Genomic DNA, 19,151 nt, shown 5'->3' on the forward strand with positions numbered 1-19,151 from the left:
ACTTGTATTAACAAGTAAAGGTTCTTCTTAAAGAGGATAATGTTACTACCTTTTCACTGTTCCATTTGTTTGGCTAAGAAATGTGCAGCTGTTTCTGCTGCCTTCTGTTCCGTTTCACCCATGAAATGGACTTTTGACAATAAATACACAGCACCAATCGTGTCGCCTCCAAGAATAATCGGAGCCATACAAAAAGATTTGACTTGTTCGACTTGTCCCGGAACCCACTCAATTGATTTTTCAAGTTTTTCTATCACAATTTTTCGTCCAGCCATCATTTCCTCGGCGTCAGATGATAATTGTCGATTTAAATAGTCCTTTTTAGAAAGACCAGAAACAGCAATCATTTCATCACGATCGCTAATAAGCGTTGGTGTACCTAGTGTTTCATATAACGTTTCTGCATATTCGGTTGCAAAATGTCCCAGTTCAGAGATCGGAGAGTATTTCTTTAAAATAACCTCTCCTTCACGATCGGTAAATATTTCAAGTGGATCTCCTTCTCGAATACGAAGCGTTCTTCTAATTTCCTTCGGAATAACCACTCTTCCCAAATCGTCGATTCTGCGGACGATTCCCGTTGCTTTCATGCATGATGCCTCACTTTCCACAAAATTAAAAATCGATTTCAATTTTGTTTTAGTATGCATCATATTTGGACATTTTATCCTTCTCACACTTTTTTTTCATTTTCCGCTAAAAATAACTGTCAAGAAACTGTATCGCTTGTCACATTTTCTTTCGTACAAGTGAGAAGTAACTGCATCATTTCCTCTAAAACATCAAATGCCGTCATTTTACCCGTATGCCGTTCATCAATTGATAAAATGAGTCGACCATCTTCCATTGTAAATCCAACAGCGCGGCCAAACTTCATCGACTCAGATACGATCTTTGCACCGTCCGTTTTCGCTGTTCCTTCCGGTAGTAAACGGATCTCGATTTGAGCGCGTTGTTTTTTAATCGATTCTACGCCGGCTTCTCGCCCCCACGCTTTAATGCGAGCAACACGAAGAAGCTGATCTGCCTCAAACGGCATATCGCCAAAACGATCCGTCATTTCATCAACAAGCTCTGAATAATCCGTGTCATTTTGAATCGCTTTAACACGTTTATACATTTGAATCTTTTGGAAGCCATCACGTATATACTCATCCGGCAAATAAGCATCGATTTGAAGGGAAATTTCAATATCTTGAACGTCTTCTTTCGAGATGCCCGTTTGCTTTTCTTCGATCGCATCTTGCAACATTTGCGAGTAAAGATCAAAGCCGACTGAATCGATGAAGCCATGCTGCTGAGCGCCTAGTAAATTTCCAGCGCCTCGGATCGATAAGTCTCTCATGGCAATTTTAAAACCTGAACCAAGTTCCGTAAACTCTTTAATGGCCTGCAGTCGGTTTTCAGCAACTTCTGTCAATACTTTATCCCGCTGGTAAAGAAAATACGCATAAGCTACGCGGTTAGAACGACCAACACGTCCCCGGAGCTGGTAAAGCTGTGATAGTCCCATTCGATCCGCGTCATGTACGATGAGCGTATTGACGTTTGGAATATCAATACCCGTTTCAATAATGGTCGTCGTGACAAGCACGTCGTATTCTCCCTCTAAGAAGCTTAAAATGATCGCTTCCAGTGCTGACTCTCCCATTTGTCCATGCGCAAAACCTACTTTGGCATCAGGAACGAGCTGCCTAATCTCATCGACCTTCTTTGTCATGTCTTCTACTCGATTGTATAAGTAAAATACTTGACCACCCCGGCTCAGTTCCCGTTCAATTGCTTCTCGAACAAGTGCCATATTATTCTCCATGACATACGTTTGAACCGGATAACGGTTAGCAGGAGGCGTTTCAATGACCGACAAGTCCCGAACACCGAGCATCGACATATGAAGCGTTCTCGGAATTGGTGTGGCCGTCAATGTAAGAACATCCACATTCGTTTTTAGTTGCTTTAGTTTTTCTTTATGTGTAACGCCAAATCGCTGTTCTTCGTCAACAACTAGTAACCCCAGTTCTTGGTAAACAACGTCTTTGGATAATAGACGGTGCGTTCCAACAACAATATCAATTGTTCCATCCTTCAATCCTTTTAGTGTTTGCGTCTGTTCTTTCCTTGTTCGAAAACGATTTAATAACGACACTTCAACAGGAAATCCAGAAAAGCGCTCTTTCATCGTTTCATAATGTTGCTGCGCCAAGATCGTTGTTGGAACGAGAAAAGCGACTTGTTTACCGTCCGCGACTGCTTTAAATGCGGCGCGAATGGCAACCTCAGTCTTACCATAGCCCACATCCGCACATAATAAGCGATCCATTGGGCGTATTTTTTCCATGTCTTGCTTAATTTCCCTTATAGAACGTAACTGATCTTCGGTTTCGTCATAAGGGAATGCATTTTCAAATGCTCGCTGCAAATCATCATCCGCTGAAAATGCAAATCCTTTTTCGGATTCCCTTTTTGCGTAAAGCTTAATAAGATCATCCGCAATATCTTTAACCGCAGCCGATACTTTACTTTTTGTCTTTTTCCAATCTGTACCGCCCAACTTATGAAGCTTTGGCTCTTTCTCACCAGAAGCGACGTACTTTTGGATTAAGTCTATTTGGTCTGCGGGTACGAAAAGTTTGTCTTCTCCTCTATAACGAATGTCTAAATAATCTTTATGAATCCCGCCCACTTCAAGTGTCACAACGCCATAATACTTACCAATCCCATGATGTACATGAACAATATGATCGCCAGGCTTAATTTCCGAGTAGCTTTTAATCCGCTCGGCATTTGTCATCTTCTGCGGACGGGCCTTTCGCTTTGGTTTCCCTTGGAACAATTCCGCGTCTGTAATGACGGCAATCTGTTGGAATGGCAGTTCAAACCCAGCCGACAAGTCTCCATTTCGTATAGAAACAGTTCCTTCAGAGGACGGCTTGCCATTTAAATTTGCCTGCATCCCATAGTCTTGTAAAATTGCTTGCACTTTTTCCATACGATCCGTGCGGTCTGCGACGATGAAAACGTTGAAGTTACCATTTTTCCATCTTTCCATTTCATTTTTCAACAAATTCATTTGGCCATGGAACTGTTGCATCGGCTTACATGAAAATGTAATGGAATTTTTGACGACAATTCCCGGAATGGATCGAACAAACAAAGACAGATACATTGTTTGCTGTTGCAACATATCCTTGACTTCATCAAAGGTATGGGAAATTTTCGCATCATGGACAATTTTACCGTCCTCTAAAAGTGCGATTTTCCATTCCTCTTCTTCCTTTTCTAAAGCGGCAATCACTTCTACAATCCGTCCAATTTCATCCAAAATAACAAGACCATTGTTAGAAAAGTAATTACCTAAATAAGTTGTGGCATTTTCTGAGAACGACACATATTTCAACATATTTTCCGGCGCGATGCCGTCCCTTAAAAGATCAATATCGTGGGTGACATTCTGCAACAGTTTTTCTTTTGCTTCTGTGTCTTTCATTTTTTTCAAACTAAGGCCTAGCGCTGCCTCTGCATTTTCTGCAATTTCTATCAAATCATTTTCTGTCCAAATAAACTCCGCAGCCGGTAAAATATGGACATCATCTAATTTACCGGTTGAACGTTGATCTTCTGCTGAAAATGTTCGAATTGAATCTACCTCAGTATCAAATAATTCAATACGGATCGGCTCTTCCATCGTAATTGGATAAATATCCAAAATACCACCGCGCAAAGCAAATTCGCCCGGCGCTGTAACCATGTCCTGCCGGATATATCCCATTCGAACGAGCCTCATAAGCCACTCTTCTATGTCAATTTCATCTGTCACTTTCGTTGAAAGAAAGTTCGACGTCCATCGTTCTTTTGAAGGGAGCATTTTTTTCATACCTGCGATGGGTGTGATGTAAATTCCTTTCCCAACGCGTGCCATATGATCGAGTGTCTCAATCCGCTGTGCACGAAGTTCATGGCTTGAAAAGGAAAAGTCAGCAGCAATGAGTTCTTCCGCCGGATACAAATGGACAAGCGAATCGCCTAATAACTTGACCAGATCTTCATAGGTTCGTTGCGCCTGCAACAAATTGGGAGATACGATTAAAATGGGCTGTTCAACTAACTGGAATAGCGCTTTATAAAAGATCGGCTTCGCTCCGCCAGATAATCCTGTAACTAACTGACGATCCTGTCCGGTCTTCAATTCTTTTGCTAGTTTCCCAATCTCCTTTTCTTGTAAAAACAAATCAACGAGCACTTCCAAAAATACACAACCTTTCCCGTGTAATACATGTGATCGAATGCCAGACAAAGCCTTCATTCACAGGTTTCCTAGGAATGAGGCTATAGCAGGCCTTTTATAAATAGATACTTATATTCTATCTGATTAATCTAAAAATTAAAGCCGACAGCGATGTTTAAAATAACCTTGAGCCGCCTATTGCAATAAGAAGAAAACAGAAAAAGCTTTGGACGCTGGAAAGCGCCAAAGCAACCACCTTATTGAAGCCATTTCGCCAGCGTGTAGTAATCCGGAAATGTACGAAGCGACTGCTCACATTGCTCGCAAATACAACGTACAGTAACTTCTCCATCATTCTCAAATGTTAGGAATCGTTCTCCTTTCCCCTCGTCTAACTGCTGAATTTCAACGATCAATTCTTTTGCTGACTCGAAAGGGAGTGATCCGATTTCAGTGTCACAATGTCGACAAGTATAACGAATCGCCATATACATTTCGCCCCTTTTCCCCATTAATTGGAAAATCAGTCTTCCATCATCGTAGGGAAGAAACTTTCGTCGTAACAAAGTATAGGCTAGAAGTTCATTTGTTATTCATTCGTTATCTTTATTCAGCAATTGCTTTTGTACTGAAAGCGAAGTGCCTGCTGAATAAAGATAGCCTCCGGCGGAATTGTCAAAAGTGGAAAGCGCCGTCTAGCCTCGGCAGGCGTTGGGGGGCTTGTCACAAAAGGTGTGCACTTTGCACCTTTTTGGCAAGACCGAAACGACCCGAGAGGCTGGCGCTTGCAACTGGATGTCACAGATTTTGAAAGGAGTTAAAGAAGGCAACCTAAGTTCGCCGCGTCCTGAAAGTGCCTTAATTTCTGCAAAGTACGCAGAAACACGGCAAATCGAACTCTTCGCGGTTCGATTGGCAACGGTTGCATGACCTACATCATGTAGGCCTCAAGCTCGATTCAAAATCTGGACGCAATTACGCCGAGGCGTAATTGATTAACTAGTTGAAGTCATTCATCACTTCAAGGAAAGGCTTCGTGAGCCATGCAACGCACGCAGACGCACTTTTTTCAATGATCTCTTCCATGACCGGCTTTTCATCCTTACTAAAAGGTGAGAGAACATAATCCGGTACTTTCACCCCTGGAGTAGGACGGCCAATGCCAATTCGAATGCGGTTAAATTCATTTGTTCCTAAATGTGCAATCACTGATTTCATACCATTTTGCCCCCCCGCGCTTCCTTTTTGCCGAAGTCTGATTGTCCCGGGGGCAAGGTCTAGGTCATCGTATAATACAACAATGTCTTGCACGTCAATATTAAAATAGTCCATTAATGGGCGAATACATTCGCCAGATAGGTTCATGTAAGTAAGCGGCTTCACCAGCATTACCTTACCTTCAGGCTGATGAACAATCGTATAGATTCCGTTAAACTTTGATACCATGGCCGGTGCATCTAATCGATCGACAAGCTCGTCGATGACACGAAAACCTATATTGTGGCGTGTAGCCTCATACTGCTTCCCTGGATTTCCAAGGCCGATAATCATTTTCATGGCAGTTCTCTTCCTTTTACCTATATTCACGTTAAATGAAGGGGCTTTCATCATTCAACGGAAAGAAAGACGCACGGGATTACCGTGCGTCACTTTACTATTTTTATGCTTCTTGCCCTACTGGTTCTTCAGGCACTTCGGCAGTTGTTGCTTCTCCATCTAAGTCCTCTTCTGAACGTGGAGCAGAGATGGTGACGAGAGGAAAATCGTCTTCGTTTAAGATTTCAAAAGTAGATTTTTCACGGATGTCCGCGATCATGAGTGTGTCACCAATTTGCATTGCTGAGATATCAATATCAAATGTCTCTGGAATATCCGAAGGCTTCACCTTCACCGTAATTTCACGGTTTGGCTGTTGCACGATGCCGCCTTCTTTCTCGCCTTCTGATTCACCGATTAAGTTTACGACAACTTCAACCTCAAGTTCGTCCTTCATATTAATCGCTAGGAAATCTGCGTGACGGATATCTCCTTTAATGGCATCTGTCTGGTAATCATTTAACACAACGTTAATAGACTTACCCTCGATATCTAACTTTAAAACGCCGTTACGTCCTGTTACACGCAATGTCTTGATCAATTCACCCTCATTTACGGATACAGGCGTAGGGTCGACCTGATAACCGTAAACGATCGCAGGAACAAATCCTTCATTCCTTAGTTGTGTTAATGTAGACTTGCTTGATACTTCTCTTACTTTCGACTGGATTGTTGTACTCATATTATATAGTCACCTTTCTTTTGAAAAAGTAATCCTACGCATAAAAAATACCCAAGGCAGACGATAAGAAACATATTCAATTAAGGAATGTAAAAACCTCTTTCTTCAATACGTATTTTTTAGTCAAATAAAGTACTTACAGACTTATTCTCAAACACCCGGATGATCGCATCCGAAAGAAGTTTTGCAATGGAAAGTTGTTGAATTTTCGCAGACTTCTTCTGTTCAGACAACTCAATAGAATTCGTTATGACCAATTCTTTAATAATCGAATTGTCAATTCGCTCAATCGCTGGACCTGACAATACAGGGTGTGTACAACAAGCATACACTTCTTTCGCACCACTTTCGACTAAAGCGCTCGCTGCAATCGTAATTGTGCCTGCCGTGTCAATAATATCGTCGATCAAAATGGCTGTTTTTCCTTCAACGTTCCCGACGATATTCATCACTTCCGCCACATTTGGACGCGGACGGCGCTTATCGATAATCGCAATTGGCGCTTTCATGCGGTCAGCCATTTTACGTGCACGCGTCACTCCGCCATGATCCGGAGACACGATAACGACATCGTTCGAAATTCCTTTGTTTTTAAAATACTCCGTTAAAATTGGCTCGGCAACGAGATGATCAATCGGAATGTCAAAGAAGCCTTGAATTTGCGGTGCATGAAGATCAATTCCAATGACCCGGTTTGCGCCAGCAGTTTCAATTAGATTCGCAACTAACTTTGCTGTAATCGGCTCGCGTGGACGAGCTTTACGGTCTTGTCTTGCGTAGCCGTAATATGGCATCACAACATTGATATTACGTGCAGAAGCACGCTTCAAAGCGTCTATCATAATTAAAAGTTCCATCAAGTGTTCATTGACAGGGTCTGACGTTGACTGGATAACAAACACATCGCAGCCACGGATACTTTCTTCGATGTTAATTTGAACTTCTCCATCGCTGAAACGCTTTACGGAGCATCTGCCGAGTGGAAGCCCAATTTCCTCCGCAACTTGCTTTGCAAGTGTTTCATTTGAATTCAAAGAAAATATCTTCAGTTTATCATTTGGATAGTGGTTAGCCATCATGATCCCCCTGTTATTTGAGATTTAGTTTTTTGACATAGTCTTCTTTATTTTCCTGTCGTGCACGCCCAATTGCAAGTGAATTTTCTGGGACATTTTCTGTAATAGTAGATCCCGCTGCTACATATGCACCTTGCTTAACCGTGACAGGTGCAACTAAATTTGAGTTGCAACCGATAAATGCATCGTCTTCAATCGTCGTTGTGTATTTGTTTTTCCCATCGTAATTGACGGTAATTGTGCCGCATCCTACATTGACGCGTGAACCTACATTTGAATCGCCGATATAACTTAAATGGGATACTTTACTCCCTTCGCCAAGTGTAGATTTTTTCACTTCAACAAAGTTTCCAATTTTGACGTGATTTCCTACATTCGAGTCAGGACGAATATGCGCAAACGGTCCAACATTCGTATCATTACCGATTTGACTCGATAAAATAACCGAAGAATAAATCGTCGTGTTGTCTCCGATCACACTATTTACGAGCTGACTATTTGGCCCAATGATACATTTTTCTCCAATGACCGTTTGTCCCTCAATCATCGTTCCAGGCTGAAGCACAGTATCCCGACCGATCGTCGCATCTGCACTTATATAAGTAGCGTCTGGATGAATGATCGTAACACCATTACGCATATGTTTTTCAGCGATGCGGCGGCGCATGACACTTTCTGCCTCGGATAAAACGACGCGATCATTGACGCCAAGCGTTTCACTAAAGTCTTCCGTTACATAGGCCGATACGCGTTCATTTTCTGACTGTAATATACCTACAACATCCGGAAGATAATATTCACCTTGTGCGTTGTCGTTTTTTACTTTTTTCAATGTCTCAAAAAGAGCACGGTTATTGAAGCAATACGTTCCTGTATTAATTTCAGTTACTTTTTGCTCTTCCTCTGTCGCATCTTTTTGCTCTACGTTACGCAGCACTTGACCATCTTCACCACGAATAATACGGCCATAACCTGTAGGATCATCTGCATAGGCCGTTAAAATGGTTGCTTTTGCACTGGTCTTATCGTGATGTGCAATGAGTGCCTCCATCGTTTCAGGACGGATCAAAGGTGTGTCACCACATACGACTATTGTCGTTCCCTCAAGATCACCGATGAGCTGCTCGGCTTGCTGAACGGCATGTGCAGTGCCTAGCTGTTCTTTTTGAAGTGCATATTCACTTTTTTCTCCAAGCACTTCCTCGACCGCTTCCGCACCATAACCAACGATCGTCACTATGCGGTTAGCATTAAGGCTGCGAATATGATCAATGACATGCTCGACCATTGGCTTCCCACAGACAGGGTGTAGCACCTTATAAAGATCTGACTTCATCCGCGTGCCTTGTCCTGCAGCGAGAACAATGGCATATGTATTTGTCATTTTTTTGCCCCCATCGATACTAGAGAATTGACTTCTCCCAAATGTTTTCATTAACGACTATAACGGAAAATACACTTTTTTTCAACTTCCCCCCCTTGACAAGCCCAATTAGATCTCTTAAGATATACAGTTTTAACTTTACGACACAAAAAGCTGCCTATTTTTCCACAAACAGGCAGCTTCTTCTTTAGGTGTATAACTTTTTAACTTCAATTCAAAGGCTAACCCCTTCAAGCATATCCTCATCAACAGACAATTGATAAGCTTCCAGAATGGCCCCTTGGATTTTCATACGGGCGTTCGAGTTGATTGGATGCGCTACATCCCGAAACTCCCCGTCAGGCGTTCGTTTGCTAGGCATTGCTACGAACAACCCATCATTGCCATCAATGACACGAATGTCATGGACGACAAATTCATTATCAATTGTGATGGATGCAATTGCTCGCATTCTCCCATCAGTATCTACCCTACGCAGTCTAACATCAGTCACTTCCATCCCTTTACCACTCCTTTATCTTTTAAACAGTGCCTGGAGACTGTATTCTACAAAAGAGCAGGGAATCCTTCTGATTATTCATAAATAATTAATAATTCGGGTAGTTGGAAGTTGAAAAGGCTATAGCAAGGGGCGCTGTTAAGCCCATATTCCAGTAGAAAATAAAAAACCTGCACCGGTTTCCCCGGGCAGGACTTCACTATTACTCTGCTACTGCAATCACTTCAATTTCAACTTTTACGTCTTTTGGCAGACGTGCAACTTCAACACAAGAACGCGCTGGCGTGTGCGAGCCGAAGTTTTGAGCATAGACTTCATTCAATTTCGCAAAATCGTTCATATCTTTAATGAATACTGTCGCTTTAACGACCTTTTCAAGCGAAGAACCCGCTTCTCCAAGAACGGCCTTCAAGTTGGCAAATACTTGATTCGTTTGCTCTTCAATTGATCCTTCCACAAGTTCTCCCGCAGGCGTCATTGGAATTTGACCGGATGTGTAGACGAGCCCATTTACTTTTACTGCTTGTGCGTATGGTCCGAGTGCTTCTGGTGCATTTTTCGTTGCTACAAAGTTCATGTTTCAGTTCCGCCTTTCTGAAAATAATTTCCTTCTGCTAATTCAATCGTGCGGTCTTTTTCATTTACCGCTTGAAGCTTAATAAGGGATAGATAGTCTTCAACTAGAACACCATGCGGATAATCTGATTCAACAAGGACTGCTACGCCGGCTAATTCGCAATTAAATTCTTCAAGAAGATTTTTCATGCCAATCATTGTTCCGCCAGCTCTCATAAAATCATCCGTGATCAGAACTTTCTGTCCATTTTTCATGCTTCTTTTTGATAATACCATAGTTTGGATTCGGCGCGTTGACCCTGAAACATAATTAATACTAACTGTTGGTCCTTCTGTTACTTTACTATCACGGCGAACAACGACGACAGGAACATTTAAATGACGCGCAATTGCATGCGCAATTGGTATTCCTTTCGTCGCAACTGTCATAATGGCGTCAATTTCTATTTCTGCAAATGCGGATGCAAAGACTTTTCCAACACGATCCATAAGGCGCGGATCACCTAAAAGATCCGTCATGAACAAATAACCGCCCGGCAACAGGCGGTCAGAATGGCCTAGTTCTGCCATTAAGCTTTTCATTACATCCCTTACCTCATTTTCAGCAACTTTAGGAATGAATTTTACACCGCCTGCTGCTCCAGAAACTGTAATAAGCTTGCCTGTATTTTTTTCTTCAAACGTCTCTTTGACGATCGTCAAGTCTTCACTAATGGATGACTTGGCAGCTTGATATCGCTCGGAAAAAAAGGTCAATGGAATGAGTTTATGTGGATTTTCCAATAGATGGCAAGTCATATCAACGAGCCTTTCGCTCCTTTTCCATTTCATGACACCAGCTCCTAAACCCGAATATTTTACTCGTACATTATCATATTCATACGTATTTACGCAAGAAAATGACGACTACCAATCATGCGAACCGCATATACTTCACGGCAAAATCCTTTTAATCCATTGTAAATTCTCGGTACCCTTGATTCATGTTTGACAATGCCAAAAACAGTCGGTCCACTGCCACTCATTAAAACTGCATCCGCCCCAAACTTTTTCATCTGCTCTTTTAAGATTGACACTTGTGGATACAGCTTCATCGTTATCGGTTCTAAAGCATTTCCAACAGATTGACACATTTTTTGATAATCACCTGTATGTAAAGCATCAATCATATTTTGTGTAGAAGGATGCGCAATGTTCGACAAATCTACATGACGATAAATATCTGCCGTTGAGACGGAAATGGCAGGCTTCGCAAGGATAACCCAACAATTAGGAGGTGCTGGCAAGCTTTCAATCTTCTCACCGCGCCCTGTTGCAAGAGCTGTGCCGCCATGCACACAAAAGGATACATCTGAGCCTATTTCAGAACCTAAAGAAGCTAAGTCTTCATCGGGTAGCTGTAAATTCCAAAGACGATTCAGACCGCGCAATGTCGCGGCAGCATCAGAGCTGCCCCCGGCAAGTCCGGCAGCAACCGGAATACTTTTTTCAAGAATAATTTCCACACCACTCGTAACCCCGAAGCGTTTTTGAAGCAGCTCTGCCGCTTGATAAGCTAAGTTTTTTCTGTCATTTGGAACGAAGCGCTCAGATGTCCGAATTGTAATCCCCCGATGACTAGGTCGAATCCAAACACGATCTGCCAAATCCACTGTTGTCATTATCATTTCGACTTCATGAAAGCCGTCCGAACGCTTATGCAATACGTCAAGCGTTAAATTAATTTTTGCTGGTGCTTTCTCATACAGCACGCCGGCTCACTCCATTCCCACTTACAATTGCAATTACACTCTATCTTAACATAGCGGGAAAGTATTGCGCTTGTCTAAATTGTCTGGGTGCCTGGCACAAACCGAAATAGCCGGGTGTATCGTCCTTTCATGTATGCAAAAAAGCTGCATTGGATGTAATCCAATGCAGCTTTTTCTTTTGTCAGTCATTATTGGATTGTAGGGTTCTTATAGCGAACGTTTATCTTCAGAAACACCTCGTTCTGCCATTTCAATTGCGCGTTTCACCATATTACCTGCGTCACGTGCCTTGATACCTCCCCAACCTTCTCGCTGTACAACATCGTAAAAGCCAAGCTCTTTCGCAATTTCTTCCTTCAAGTGCTCAGACATTATACCACGTCTTTTCGCCATTCGGTTTTTCCTCCTTTTAGACTGACGATGTCAGTATGTGCAGAAAAAATAAAAAAACACCTTTGTATTTCATTCTAAAAAGAATGGATACAAAGGTGTTTTTCAAAAAAAAATAATGAAATCATTCATGATTGCTGTAATTATTTTACGACGAATGAAGTTTGATCTGCACCGTCTAAAATTGTAATCTCAACCGCTTCGGTTAAGATGTCTGCATAGCTGTAAGACACCCTTTCGAACGCATTTTCGTCCTGATCTAACTCGACGACAAATACAGCACGATAGGTTTCACGCAAAACGCCTGACCTTTCAATTGTCTTCTTGCGACCGCCATTTGCACGAATGTGCAAACGTTTCCCGAGATGGGAATCTAACGACTTCTTGATATCCGCTAATGTTTTTGGCATGTTACTTACACCTCACTACATGTAAGTATAACACTTTAGAAAAGTTCTGTCAATTAAAAGAAATATTTTAACAAGATGTTACTACTCTTGTCAATATATTTCTTAATAGAATTCCAATTTTTTATCGACAAATTTCTATGCATTGTTGCGCTTACTGTCGAAAGAAATCATTGTATAGGGCATTGGATAACTTAGCAAACTCTTCGATTGAAAGAGACTCTCCCCTTCTTCTTGGGTCTATTTCACAATGTTCAAGAGCTGTTAAGATTAGATCCTTTTTTGCTTTCCCATCTGGCAATACCGTTTGCAAATTGTTTAAAATTGTTTTTCTGCGCTGCGCAAATGAACCTTTAGATACTTCAAACAAGAAATCCTCGTCGATTACTTCTGCGGGAACTTCCTCTTTTCTTGTTAATCGGATCACAGCAGATTCAACATTTGGCTGCGGCATAAAGACCGTTTTTGGAACAATCATCGCCACCTCTGCATCCATATAATATTGAATTGCAATAGAGAGTGAACCATATGCCTTCGTTCCTGGATGCGCTGTAATACGGTCAGCCACTTCTTTTTGCATCATAATGACCATCGCCGAAATGGGTACTTTACTGTGTAAAAATTTTAGGATGATAGGCGTTGTGACGTAGTACGGCAAATTGGCTACGACGACAATTTCTTCATAATCCGCAAACTGCTCTTGAATCACAGCACCCAAATCTACTTCGAGAATGTCTTGGTGGATAATTGTTACATTGTCATAAGGAGATAACGTATCCTCCAAAACAGGTAGCAATCTACCATCAATTTCAAATGCAACCACTTTTCCTGCATTTCGTGCAAGATGCTCTGTTAACGCACCAATCCCAGGGCCAATTTCAATGACAGCCGTCTTTTCCGATAAATTCGCGTGGGAAACGATATTCCGTAAAATATTTGGGTCAATTAGAAAGTTTTGTCCTAAACTTTTTTTAAATGAAAAGCCATGCTTTTCCAGAATTTCTTTTGTCCGAACGGGTGTCGCAATATCTTTAGTCATTTTTCTCCACCTCATCAACAACTTTCAATGCTTCCTGTAAACGCTCCGGGCTAATTCTGAACATTTCCAGTCGCTTTTTTAAACCTTTTCCATTCACTTGGCCAATTTGAAGGTATTCACTTAATAGATCACGTCTTTTTTTAGCCTCTGGGGTGCCAATAAGACGCGCCTCCATTAAATCCGTCAAAGAGATCGGGATCAGCGGTTTTTCATCCACTGTATAAACCGATTGCAACGCTTCCCTTATATCAGCATCCTTTGCGTGTTCAATACCAAGACCCTGTCCATTTTTGGCAATTGTTAATTCTTTTTTTAGAAAGGCGTGCTTGACACCTGGGATGTGTTCTTCGATGATGGCACGAATTCTTCTGCCAGGATAATCTGGGTCTGTAAAAACGATGACGCCCCGTGTCTCCTGCGCATGGCGAATTCGCCGAAGTGTCCCTTCATCGATGGCAGAGCCATTCGTTTCAATCGTATCAGCACCTGTCGCACGTTTAACTGCGATTGTATCGGATTTTCCTTCAACAATTATGATTTCTTTGATGTTCACAAAATTCCTCTTTCCCATTCCATTCTGTCCTTCATTTTACTTCGCATTCAATATGATGTACACAATTGAGGCTTCAAACATAAAAATATCCGTAGGGCTTGAAAAATGCCCTACGGATTAATCTATTTTTCCGCCGTTAGTCAATCACTTTAATTTTCACTTGGCGTCTGCCAAAATTATACGCAGTCGATTTTGTCGGCACGTGAAGGTCGATTTTCATTCCTTTAATAGCTCCGCCCGTATCTCCGGCGATCGCATATCCATATCCCTCGACCCAAACTTTTGAGCCAAGCGGAATGACTTTTGGATCTACAGCGATTACTTTGGCGTTTGGATTCGCGCGTAAATTAATACCTGTCGCCGTTTTTCCAGAGCAGCCATTACAGTATGCCGTATAGGCAGTTGCTGTTACATAAAATTCTTTTCCGCCCGCAGGTGTTGCGGCATTGCTTCTTGAAACGCCAACGCCTCCTTTACCCTTTGCAGAAGTAGGGGCAGCTGCAACGACAACTTTAGAACCGACTGCAACGATTTTCGTTTGTGGCGGGGTGATTGTTTTTTCCTCGATTAACTTACGGGAAACTTCTTTTCCATTTTCTTTGATAACTTCGAACTTTCGTGAAACCTTTCCTTTTTTGCCAGCTTGTACGACTTTTTCTCGCCCTTTAAGCAAATGAGGATCATTGCGTGTTTCAACGATAAAGTTCGCTGGCTCTTCCACTACATCGGTGACCTTTTCCACTCTTACGACTTTCACGATAGAATTGGGCTGTAATTTCGTATCCCCTTTTCCATCAAGTCGATCATCTTCATCCAATTGAATGTTTTCTTTCTTTAAAAAGTCAGCGACCGTAGTCGAAGTTGACCAGACCTTTCTTTCATTTCCGCCGTCATTAAGCGTCACTTCAAACGCTTTTTGAACGGTAATGCCGGTGTTGTTTGCAAGTTGCTCGTTAATACTTGGTTCAACCGCGTCATCCTGGGTAATTTCAATGCCCGCTGCTGCCAGCACTTCCCCTACTGTCTTCCCCGTCGTCCAAATAGATGATTTCTCGTCATCCACTGTTAACTTAACCTGCTTTGCCTGTTCCCACTTGACCGATAAACCATCCTCGATCGGTGTATTCACTGAGGGCTCTACTAAATCATGTTGTGCAACTTGTATTTCCTGATGAGAAAGAAGTTGACCAACTGTATGTGCGTGTGTTCGAATTTCCATTTGTTCACCGTTCACGTCAAGCGTGACCGATTTTTTAGCATTCTCAAAGAGAGCTAGTGAAATAACCGCAACAAATAGTGTAAGAGAAAGTACCCCCACCGCTATTTGTTTGCTCCTCAATGACCTAAAGAACAGGATTTCCATGATACGATTTGACATGAAAAATACTCCTCCTTTATCACTCGGCAAATTATAAAGGCTGTCTCTCGGCGTGTCAACCCCTTTGTTTTTTAGTTTTATAAAGAAATAGATTTCCGGAGTTTGGAAATCTATTCTTTTTTCACAGTGAAATGTTAAAGATTTTCAACGCATTTTCCGTCGTTCGCTTTGCAACTTCTTCAACGGATAAACCCTTTAATCTCGCAATTTCTTCGGCTACCAATGTGACATACGCCGGCTCATTTCGCTTTCCTCGGTATGGGTGCGGTGTAAGATACGGCGCATCTGTTTCAATTAACAAATGGTCGAGGGCAACTTCTTTTGCCACTTGCTTCGGAATCTTGGCATTTTTAAACGTCACCGGCCCGCCCAATGAGATCATGAAATTCATGTGTATGCATTCTTTCGCTGTTTCAACACTTCCGCTAAAACAATGCATAATGCCGCCTGTTATTTCGGCTTCTTCTTCTTTTAAAATTTGCACAACATCAGCCGTCGCATCCCGATTATGGATAATGATCGGTAAATTAACTTTTTGAGCCAGACGAATTTGTTTTCGAAACAATTGCTGCTGTACTTCTTTTGGCGATTTGTCCCAGTAGTAATCCAGCCCAACTTCACCAATTCCGACAACTTTTGGATGAGCCGCCAGTGATTCAATCCAGGCTAAGTCTTCTTCCGTACAATCAATTGCATCGACTGGATGCCATCCAACAACCGCGTAAATAAACGGATATTGTTCGGCCAAGATAATTGCTTTTTCAATCGTCTTTCGATCAAAACCAATCACAACCATTTTTTCAACAGATGCGTCAAGTGCACGTTGAATAACTTCTTCTACGTCATTTTCATATTGGTCTGCATTTAAGTGAACATGTGTGTCTATGAACATTTTTTTCGCCTCGCAATGGTTCCATTCTATTCGATGGAACAATTAATTTTATTACAGTTTGTTTACAATATCATGACATGCCTGATTTAATTGCAAAGAACAAGAAAAACGGCGTTTCTGCACGAGACGCCGCTTTTTATGTGCTTTTTTGTCAAAAGAATTAAAAATTAATACAAGTAATCATTTGATTTTTGTACCATTTTCCAATGCCGGATCAACCGTAGTTACTTTTAAAACGCCGTTTGAATTACCCGCCAAAATCATCCCTTGTGAAAGTTCTCCGCGCAGTTTTACTGGTTTTAAGTTGGCCACAATAATGACTTTTTCACCAATCAATGATTCAGGATCATAATGCTCCGCAATACCTGAAACAACCTGACGCTGCTCAAACCCTAGATCCACTTGAAGCTTCAGCAACTTATCGGCTTTTGGCATTTTTTCACATGCCGTTACAGTTGCTACACGTAGGTCAACATTCATGAATTGGTCGAACGTAATTTCTGCTATTTCCTCGACAGGTGCTTCTTCTTTCGCCTCTTCCTCTTTATTTTCCGCTGGCGCTGTTAGGGCCATTTGGTCGCGTATATAGACCACTTCTACTTCGGGGTCAAGACGCGGGAAGATCGGAACACCTTTTTTAATGACAGTTGTCTGTGCCGGAATAACATCCAATTGACCTAATGTATCCCAAGCCAATAATTTTTCATCCAATCCTAGCTGCTCCATCATTTTCTTCGGTGCTTCTGTTAAAAACGGCTGCAGCAATATAGCGATATGTCTCAGAGACGACGCAAGATGCGCCATGACTGAGGCCAATTGCCCTTTCAACGCTTCATCTTTCGCCAACACCCATGGGGATGTTTCATCGATATATTTATTCGTCCGGGAAACGAGCGCCCATAGTTCAGACAAAACGACACTGAACTGCATTTTTTCCATTGCTGTTTCATATTTTTCGACCGTTTCGCGCATAAAGTTTTGTAACGCTTCGTCATATTGTGTCGGTACAAGATCAGACGTTGGAATTTCACCGTCAAAATATTTATTGATCATGGAAACAGTCCGATTCAATAAGTTTCCAAGGTCATTTGCCAAATCATAGTTTGTCCGTTCGACAAATGCTTCCGGTGAGAAGACACCGTCTTGTCCAAATGGCAATTCACGCAGCAAGAAATAACGCGCAGCATCGAGTCCATAACGTTCAACGAGCATTTCCGGATAAACGACATTTCCTTTTGATTTTGACATTTTTCCGTCTCTCATCATTATAAACCCGTGTGCAAATACTTTTTTCGGCAGCGGAAGGTCTAATGCCATTAAGAAAATTGGCCAGTAAATGGTATGGAAACGAACAATATCCTTTCCAACCACATGAACATCCGCCGGCCAATATTTACGGAATAACGAATCATCGTCTGAATCGTAACCAAGTGCTGTAATATAATTCGTTAACGCATCTACCCATACGTAGATCACATGCTTCGGATCTCCAGGCACTTTAATGCCCCAGTCAAAGGACATACGGGATACCGATAAATCTTCTAGACCTGGTTTAATGAAATTATTAATCATTTCATTTTTTCGGGATTCCGGTTCAATGAAGGTTGGGTTTTCTTCGTAATACTGTAAAAGACGATCGGCATATTTTTTCATATTAAAGAAATACGATTCTTCCTTTACCTTCTCAACAGATCGTCCACAGTCCGGACAGTTGCCTTCTTCGAGCTGTGCATCTGTATAGTATGTTTCACAAGGAATACAGTACCAGCCTTCGTATTCCCCTTTGTAAATATCACCGTTGTCTAAAAACTTTTGGAAGATTTTATCGACAAGTACTTTATGACGTTCTTCTGTTGTACGGATAAAATCATCATAGGAAATGTCCATTAGCTCCCAAACTTTCTTCGATGTTTCCGCAATGTCATCGACATATTTCTGCGGCGGCAACCCCGCTTCTTCAGCCTTTTCTTGAATTTTTTGCCCATGCTCGTCCATTCCAGTCAAAAAACGAACATCGTAGCCACGCAGTCGTTTATATCTTGCCATTGCATCCGATGCAATGGTTGTATAAGCAGTCCCGATATGGAATTTGCCGCTTGGGTAATAAATCGGGGTCGTAATATAAAAAGTATTTTTTTGTTCAGCCACAAAAACGCCTCCATTATCATCAATATACGTTCTATTCTATCGAAAGCCTTCAGTCGATACAAATGTGAATATAAGTTTAACACACTAGAAAAAAGGGAATTTTCCTGAAGAAGGTGTTTTTCACCAATAGAAACACTTTTTGGAAAACTCATATCGACAGCAATCTAGCTTTTATGATATATTTAAAATACTACTTTTGCTTCAATAGTTTTGTTATCTAAGAAACTACTTTTAATCCCACTTCTTACTGAAAGGAGAATTTGCCGTGAAATCTACGGGTATTGTTAGAAAGGTTGACGAGTTAGGACGTGTTGTCATTCCAATTGAATTACGCAGAACATTAGGTATTGAACAAAAAGATTCACTCGAAATTTATGTGGATGATGATAAAATTATATTGAAAAAGCATATACCAAGTATGACTTGTTCAATGACGGGTGAAGTATCCAACGATAATGTAAGCTTAATGGACGGCAAGTTAATTTTAAGTTCTAAAGGCGCAGATCGGCTTGTCAAAGAAATTAAAGAGCATTTTAAAAAATAAAATACAACTAA

The 19,151-nt window shown here is 41.6% G+C and carries 20 protein-coding genes; 2 read left to right on the forward strand and 18 right to left on the reverse strand.

Annotated features, from left to right (window positions below; translation table 11 throughout):
• Positions 1-53: 53 nt before the first annotated feature.
• From spoVT to AU377_RS03660, 3 genes are all read right to left on the reverse strand, one after another.
• The gene (gene spoVT / locus AU377_RS03650; RefSeq protein WP_067404451.1) at positions 54-590 is read right to left on the reverse strand and encodes a stage V sporulation protein T; all 537 of its coding nucleotides are present in this window, start codon (positions 588-590) and stop codon (positions 54-56) included.
• Between the two features lie 119 nt (positions 591-709).
• Positions 710-4,246 carry a transcription-repair coupling factor gene (mfd, locus tag AU377_RS03655; protein ID WP_067404454.1) on the reverse strand — a complete coding sequence of 1,179 codons (3,537 nt, stop codon included), beginning with the start codon at positions 4,244-4,246 and terminating at the stop codon, positions 710-712.
• A 236-nt stretch (positions 4,247-4,482) separates the two neighbouring features.
• Positions 4,483-4,713, reverse strand: coding sequence for an anti-sigma-F factor Fin (locus AU377_RS03660; RefSeq protein ID WP_067404368.1), 231 nt, complete (start codon positions 4,711-4,713; stop codon positions 4,483-4,485).
• Between the two features lie 319 nt (positions 4,714-5,032).
• On the opposite strand from AU377_RS03660, the gene AU377_RS15835 reads away from it, so the two are divergent.
• Positions 5,033-5,155, forward strand: a complete 123-nt coding sequence (locus AU377_RS15835; RefSeq protein WP_256381692.1) for a hypothetical protein — start codon at positions 5,033-5,035, stop codon at positions 5,153-5,155.
• Positions 5,156-5,224: 69 nt separating this feature from the next.
• Here the strand turns inward: AU377_RS15835 and pth are convergent, their stop codons facing one another.
• The 15 genes from pth to metG all read right to left on the reverse strand — a co-directional run bounded on the left by pth (position 5,225) and on the right by metG (position 18,596).
• Positions 5,225-5,782 carry an aminoacyl-tRNA hydrolase gene (gene pth / locus AU377_RS03665; RefSeq protein WP_067404370.1) on the reverse strand — a complete coding sequence of 186 codons (558 nt, stop codon included), beginning with the start codon at positions 5,780-5,782 and terminating at the stop codon, positions 5,225-5,227.
• A 103-nt stretch (positions 5,783-5,885) separates the two neighbouring features.
• Entirely contained in the window at positions 5,886-6,503 is a 618-nt protein-coding gene (locus AU377_RS03670; RefSeq protein WP_067404373.1) for a 50S ribosomal protein L25/general stress protein Ctc, read from the reverse strand.
• A gap of 119 nt (positions 6,504-6,622) precedes the next feature.
• A complete protein-coding gene (locus AU377_RS03675; RefSeq protein WP_067404376.1) occupies positions 6,623-7,579 on the reverse strand; it encodes a ribose-phosphate diphosphokinase in 957 nt (318 codons plus the stop codon).
• Between the two features lie 13 nt (positions 7,580-7,592).
• Positions 7,593-8,963, reverse strand: coding sequence for a bifunctional UDP-N-acetylglucosamine diphosphorylase/glucosamine-1-phosphate N-acetyltransferase GlmU (glmU, locus tag AU377_RS03680; protein WP_067404378.1), 1,371 nt, complete (start codon positions 8,961-8,963; stop codon positions 7,593-7,595).
• A 214-nt stretch (positions 8,964-9,177) separates the two neighbouring features.
• The gene (gene spoVG, locus AU377_RS03685) at positions 9,178-9,462 is read right to left on the reverse strand and encodes a septation regulator SpoVG (protein ID WP_067404381.1); all 285 of its coding nucleotides are present in this window, start codon (positions 9,460-9,462) and stop codon (positions 9,178-9,180) included.
• A gap of 202 nt (positions 9,463-9,664) precedes the next feature.
• Positions 9,665-10,039: a RidA family protein gene (locus AU377_RS03690; RefSeq protein WP_067404384.1), complete on the reverse strand. Its 375-nt coding sequence runs from the start codon at positions 10,037-10,039 to the stop codon at positions 9,665-9,667.
• Positions 10,036-10,869 (reverse strand): pur operon repressor, encoded by an 834-nt coding sequence (purR, locus tag AU377_RS03695; RefSeq protein WP_067404387.1) that lies wholly within the window; start codon positions 10,867-10,869, stop codon positions 10,036-10,038. The genes AU377_RS03690 and purR overlap by 4 nt, the downstream gene beginning before the upstream one ends.
• A 56-nt stretch (positions 10,870-10,925) precedes the next feature.
• Positions 10,926-11,789: a 4-(cytidine 5'-diphospho)-2-C-methyl-D-erythritol kinase gene (gene ispE / locus AU377_RS03700; protein WP_067404390.1), complete on the reverse strand. Its 864-nt coding sequence runs from the start codon at positions 11,787-11,789 to the stop codon at positions 10,926-10,928.
• Positions 11,790-11,996: 207 nt separating this feature from the next.
• A complete protein-coding gene (locus AU377_RS03705) occupies positions 11,997-12,182 on the reverse strand; it encodes a small, acid-soluble spore protein, alpha/beta type (RefSeq protein ID WP_067404393.1) in 186 nt (61 codons plus the stop codon).
• A gap of 140 nt (positions 12,183-12,322) precedes the next feature.
• Positions 12,323-12,589 carry a biofilm formation stimulator Veg gene (veg, locus tag AU377_RS03710; RefSeq protein WP_067404396.1) on the reverse strand — a complete coding sequence of 89 codons (267 nt, stop codon included), beginning with the start codon at positions 12,587-12,589 and terminating at the stop codon, positions 12,323-12,325.
• 151 nt (positions 12,590-12,740) lie between these two features.
• Positions 12,741-13,625 (reverse strand): 16S rRNA (adenine(1518)-N(6)/adenine(1519)-N(6))-dimethyltransferase RsmA, encoded by an 885-nt coding sequence (rsmA, locus tag AU377_RS03715; RefSeq protein ID WP_067404400.1) that lies wholly within the window; start codon positions 13,623-13,625, stop codon positions 12,741-12,743.
• The gene (rnmV, locus tag AU377_RS03720; protein WP_067404403.1) at positions 13,618-14,178 is read right to left on the reverse strand and encodes a ribonuclease M5; all 561 of its coding nucleotides are present in this window, start codon (positions 14,176-14,178) and stop codon (positions 13,618-13,620) included. The genes rsmA and rnmV overlap by 8 nt, the downstream gene beginning before the upstream one ends.
• Before the next feature lie 136 nt (positions 14,179-14,314).
• On the reverse strand, positions 14,315-15,556 hold the full coding sequence (locus AU377_RS03725) for a G5 and 3D domain-containing protein (protein ID WP_067404406.1): 1,242 nt from the start codon (positions 15,554-15,556) through the stop codon (positions 14,315-14,317).
• Between the two features lie 121 nt (positions 15,557-15,677).
• On the reverse strand, positions 15,678-16,448 hold the full coding sequence (locus AU377_RS03730) for a TatD family hydrolase (protein ID WP_067404409.1): 771 nt from the start codon (positions 16,446-16,448) through the stop codon (positions 15,678-15,680).
• Positions 16,449-16,628: 180 nt separating this feature from the next.
• Entirely contained in the window at positions 16,629-18,596 is a 1,968-nt protein-coding gene (gene metG / locus AU377_RS03735) for a methionine--tRNA ligase (RefSeq protein ID WP_067404412.1), read from the reverse strand.
• 265 nt (positions 18,597-18,861) lie between these two features.
• Here metG and AU377_RS03740 point away from each other — a divergent pair, with 265 nt between their 5' ends.
• Complete coding sequence (locus tag AU377_RS03740) at positions 18,862-19,140, forward strand: AbrB/MazE/SpoVT family DNA-binding domain-containing protein (RefSeq protein WP_067404415.1); 279 nt, start codon at positions 18,862-18,864, stop codon at positions 19,138-19,140.
• Positions 19,141-19,151 lie beyond the last annotated feature (11 nt).

Source organism: Sporosarcina sp. HYO08 (genome assembly GCF_001563475.1).
GTDB lineage: Bacteria > Bacillota > Bacilli > Bacillales_A > Planococcaceae > Sporosarcina.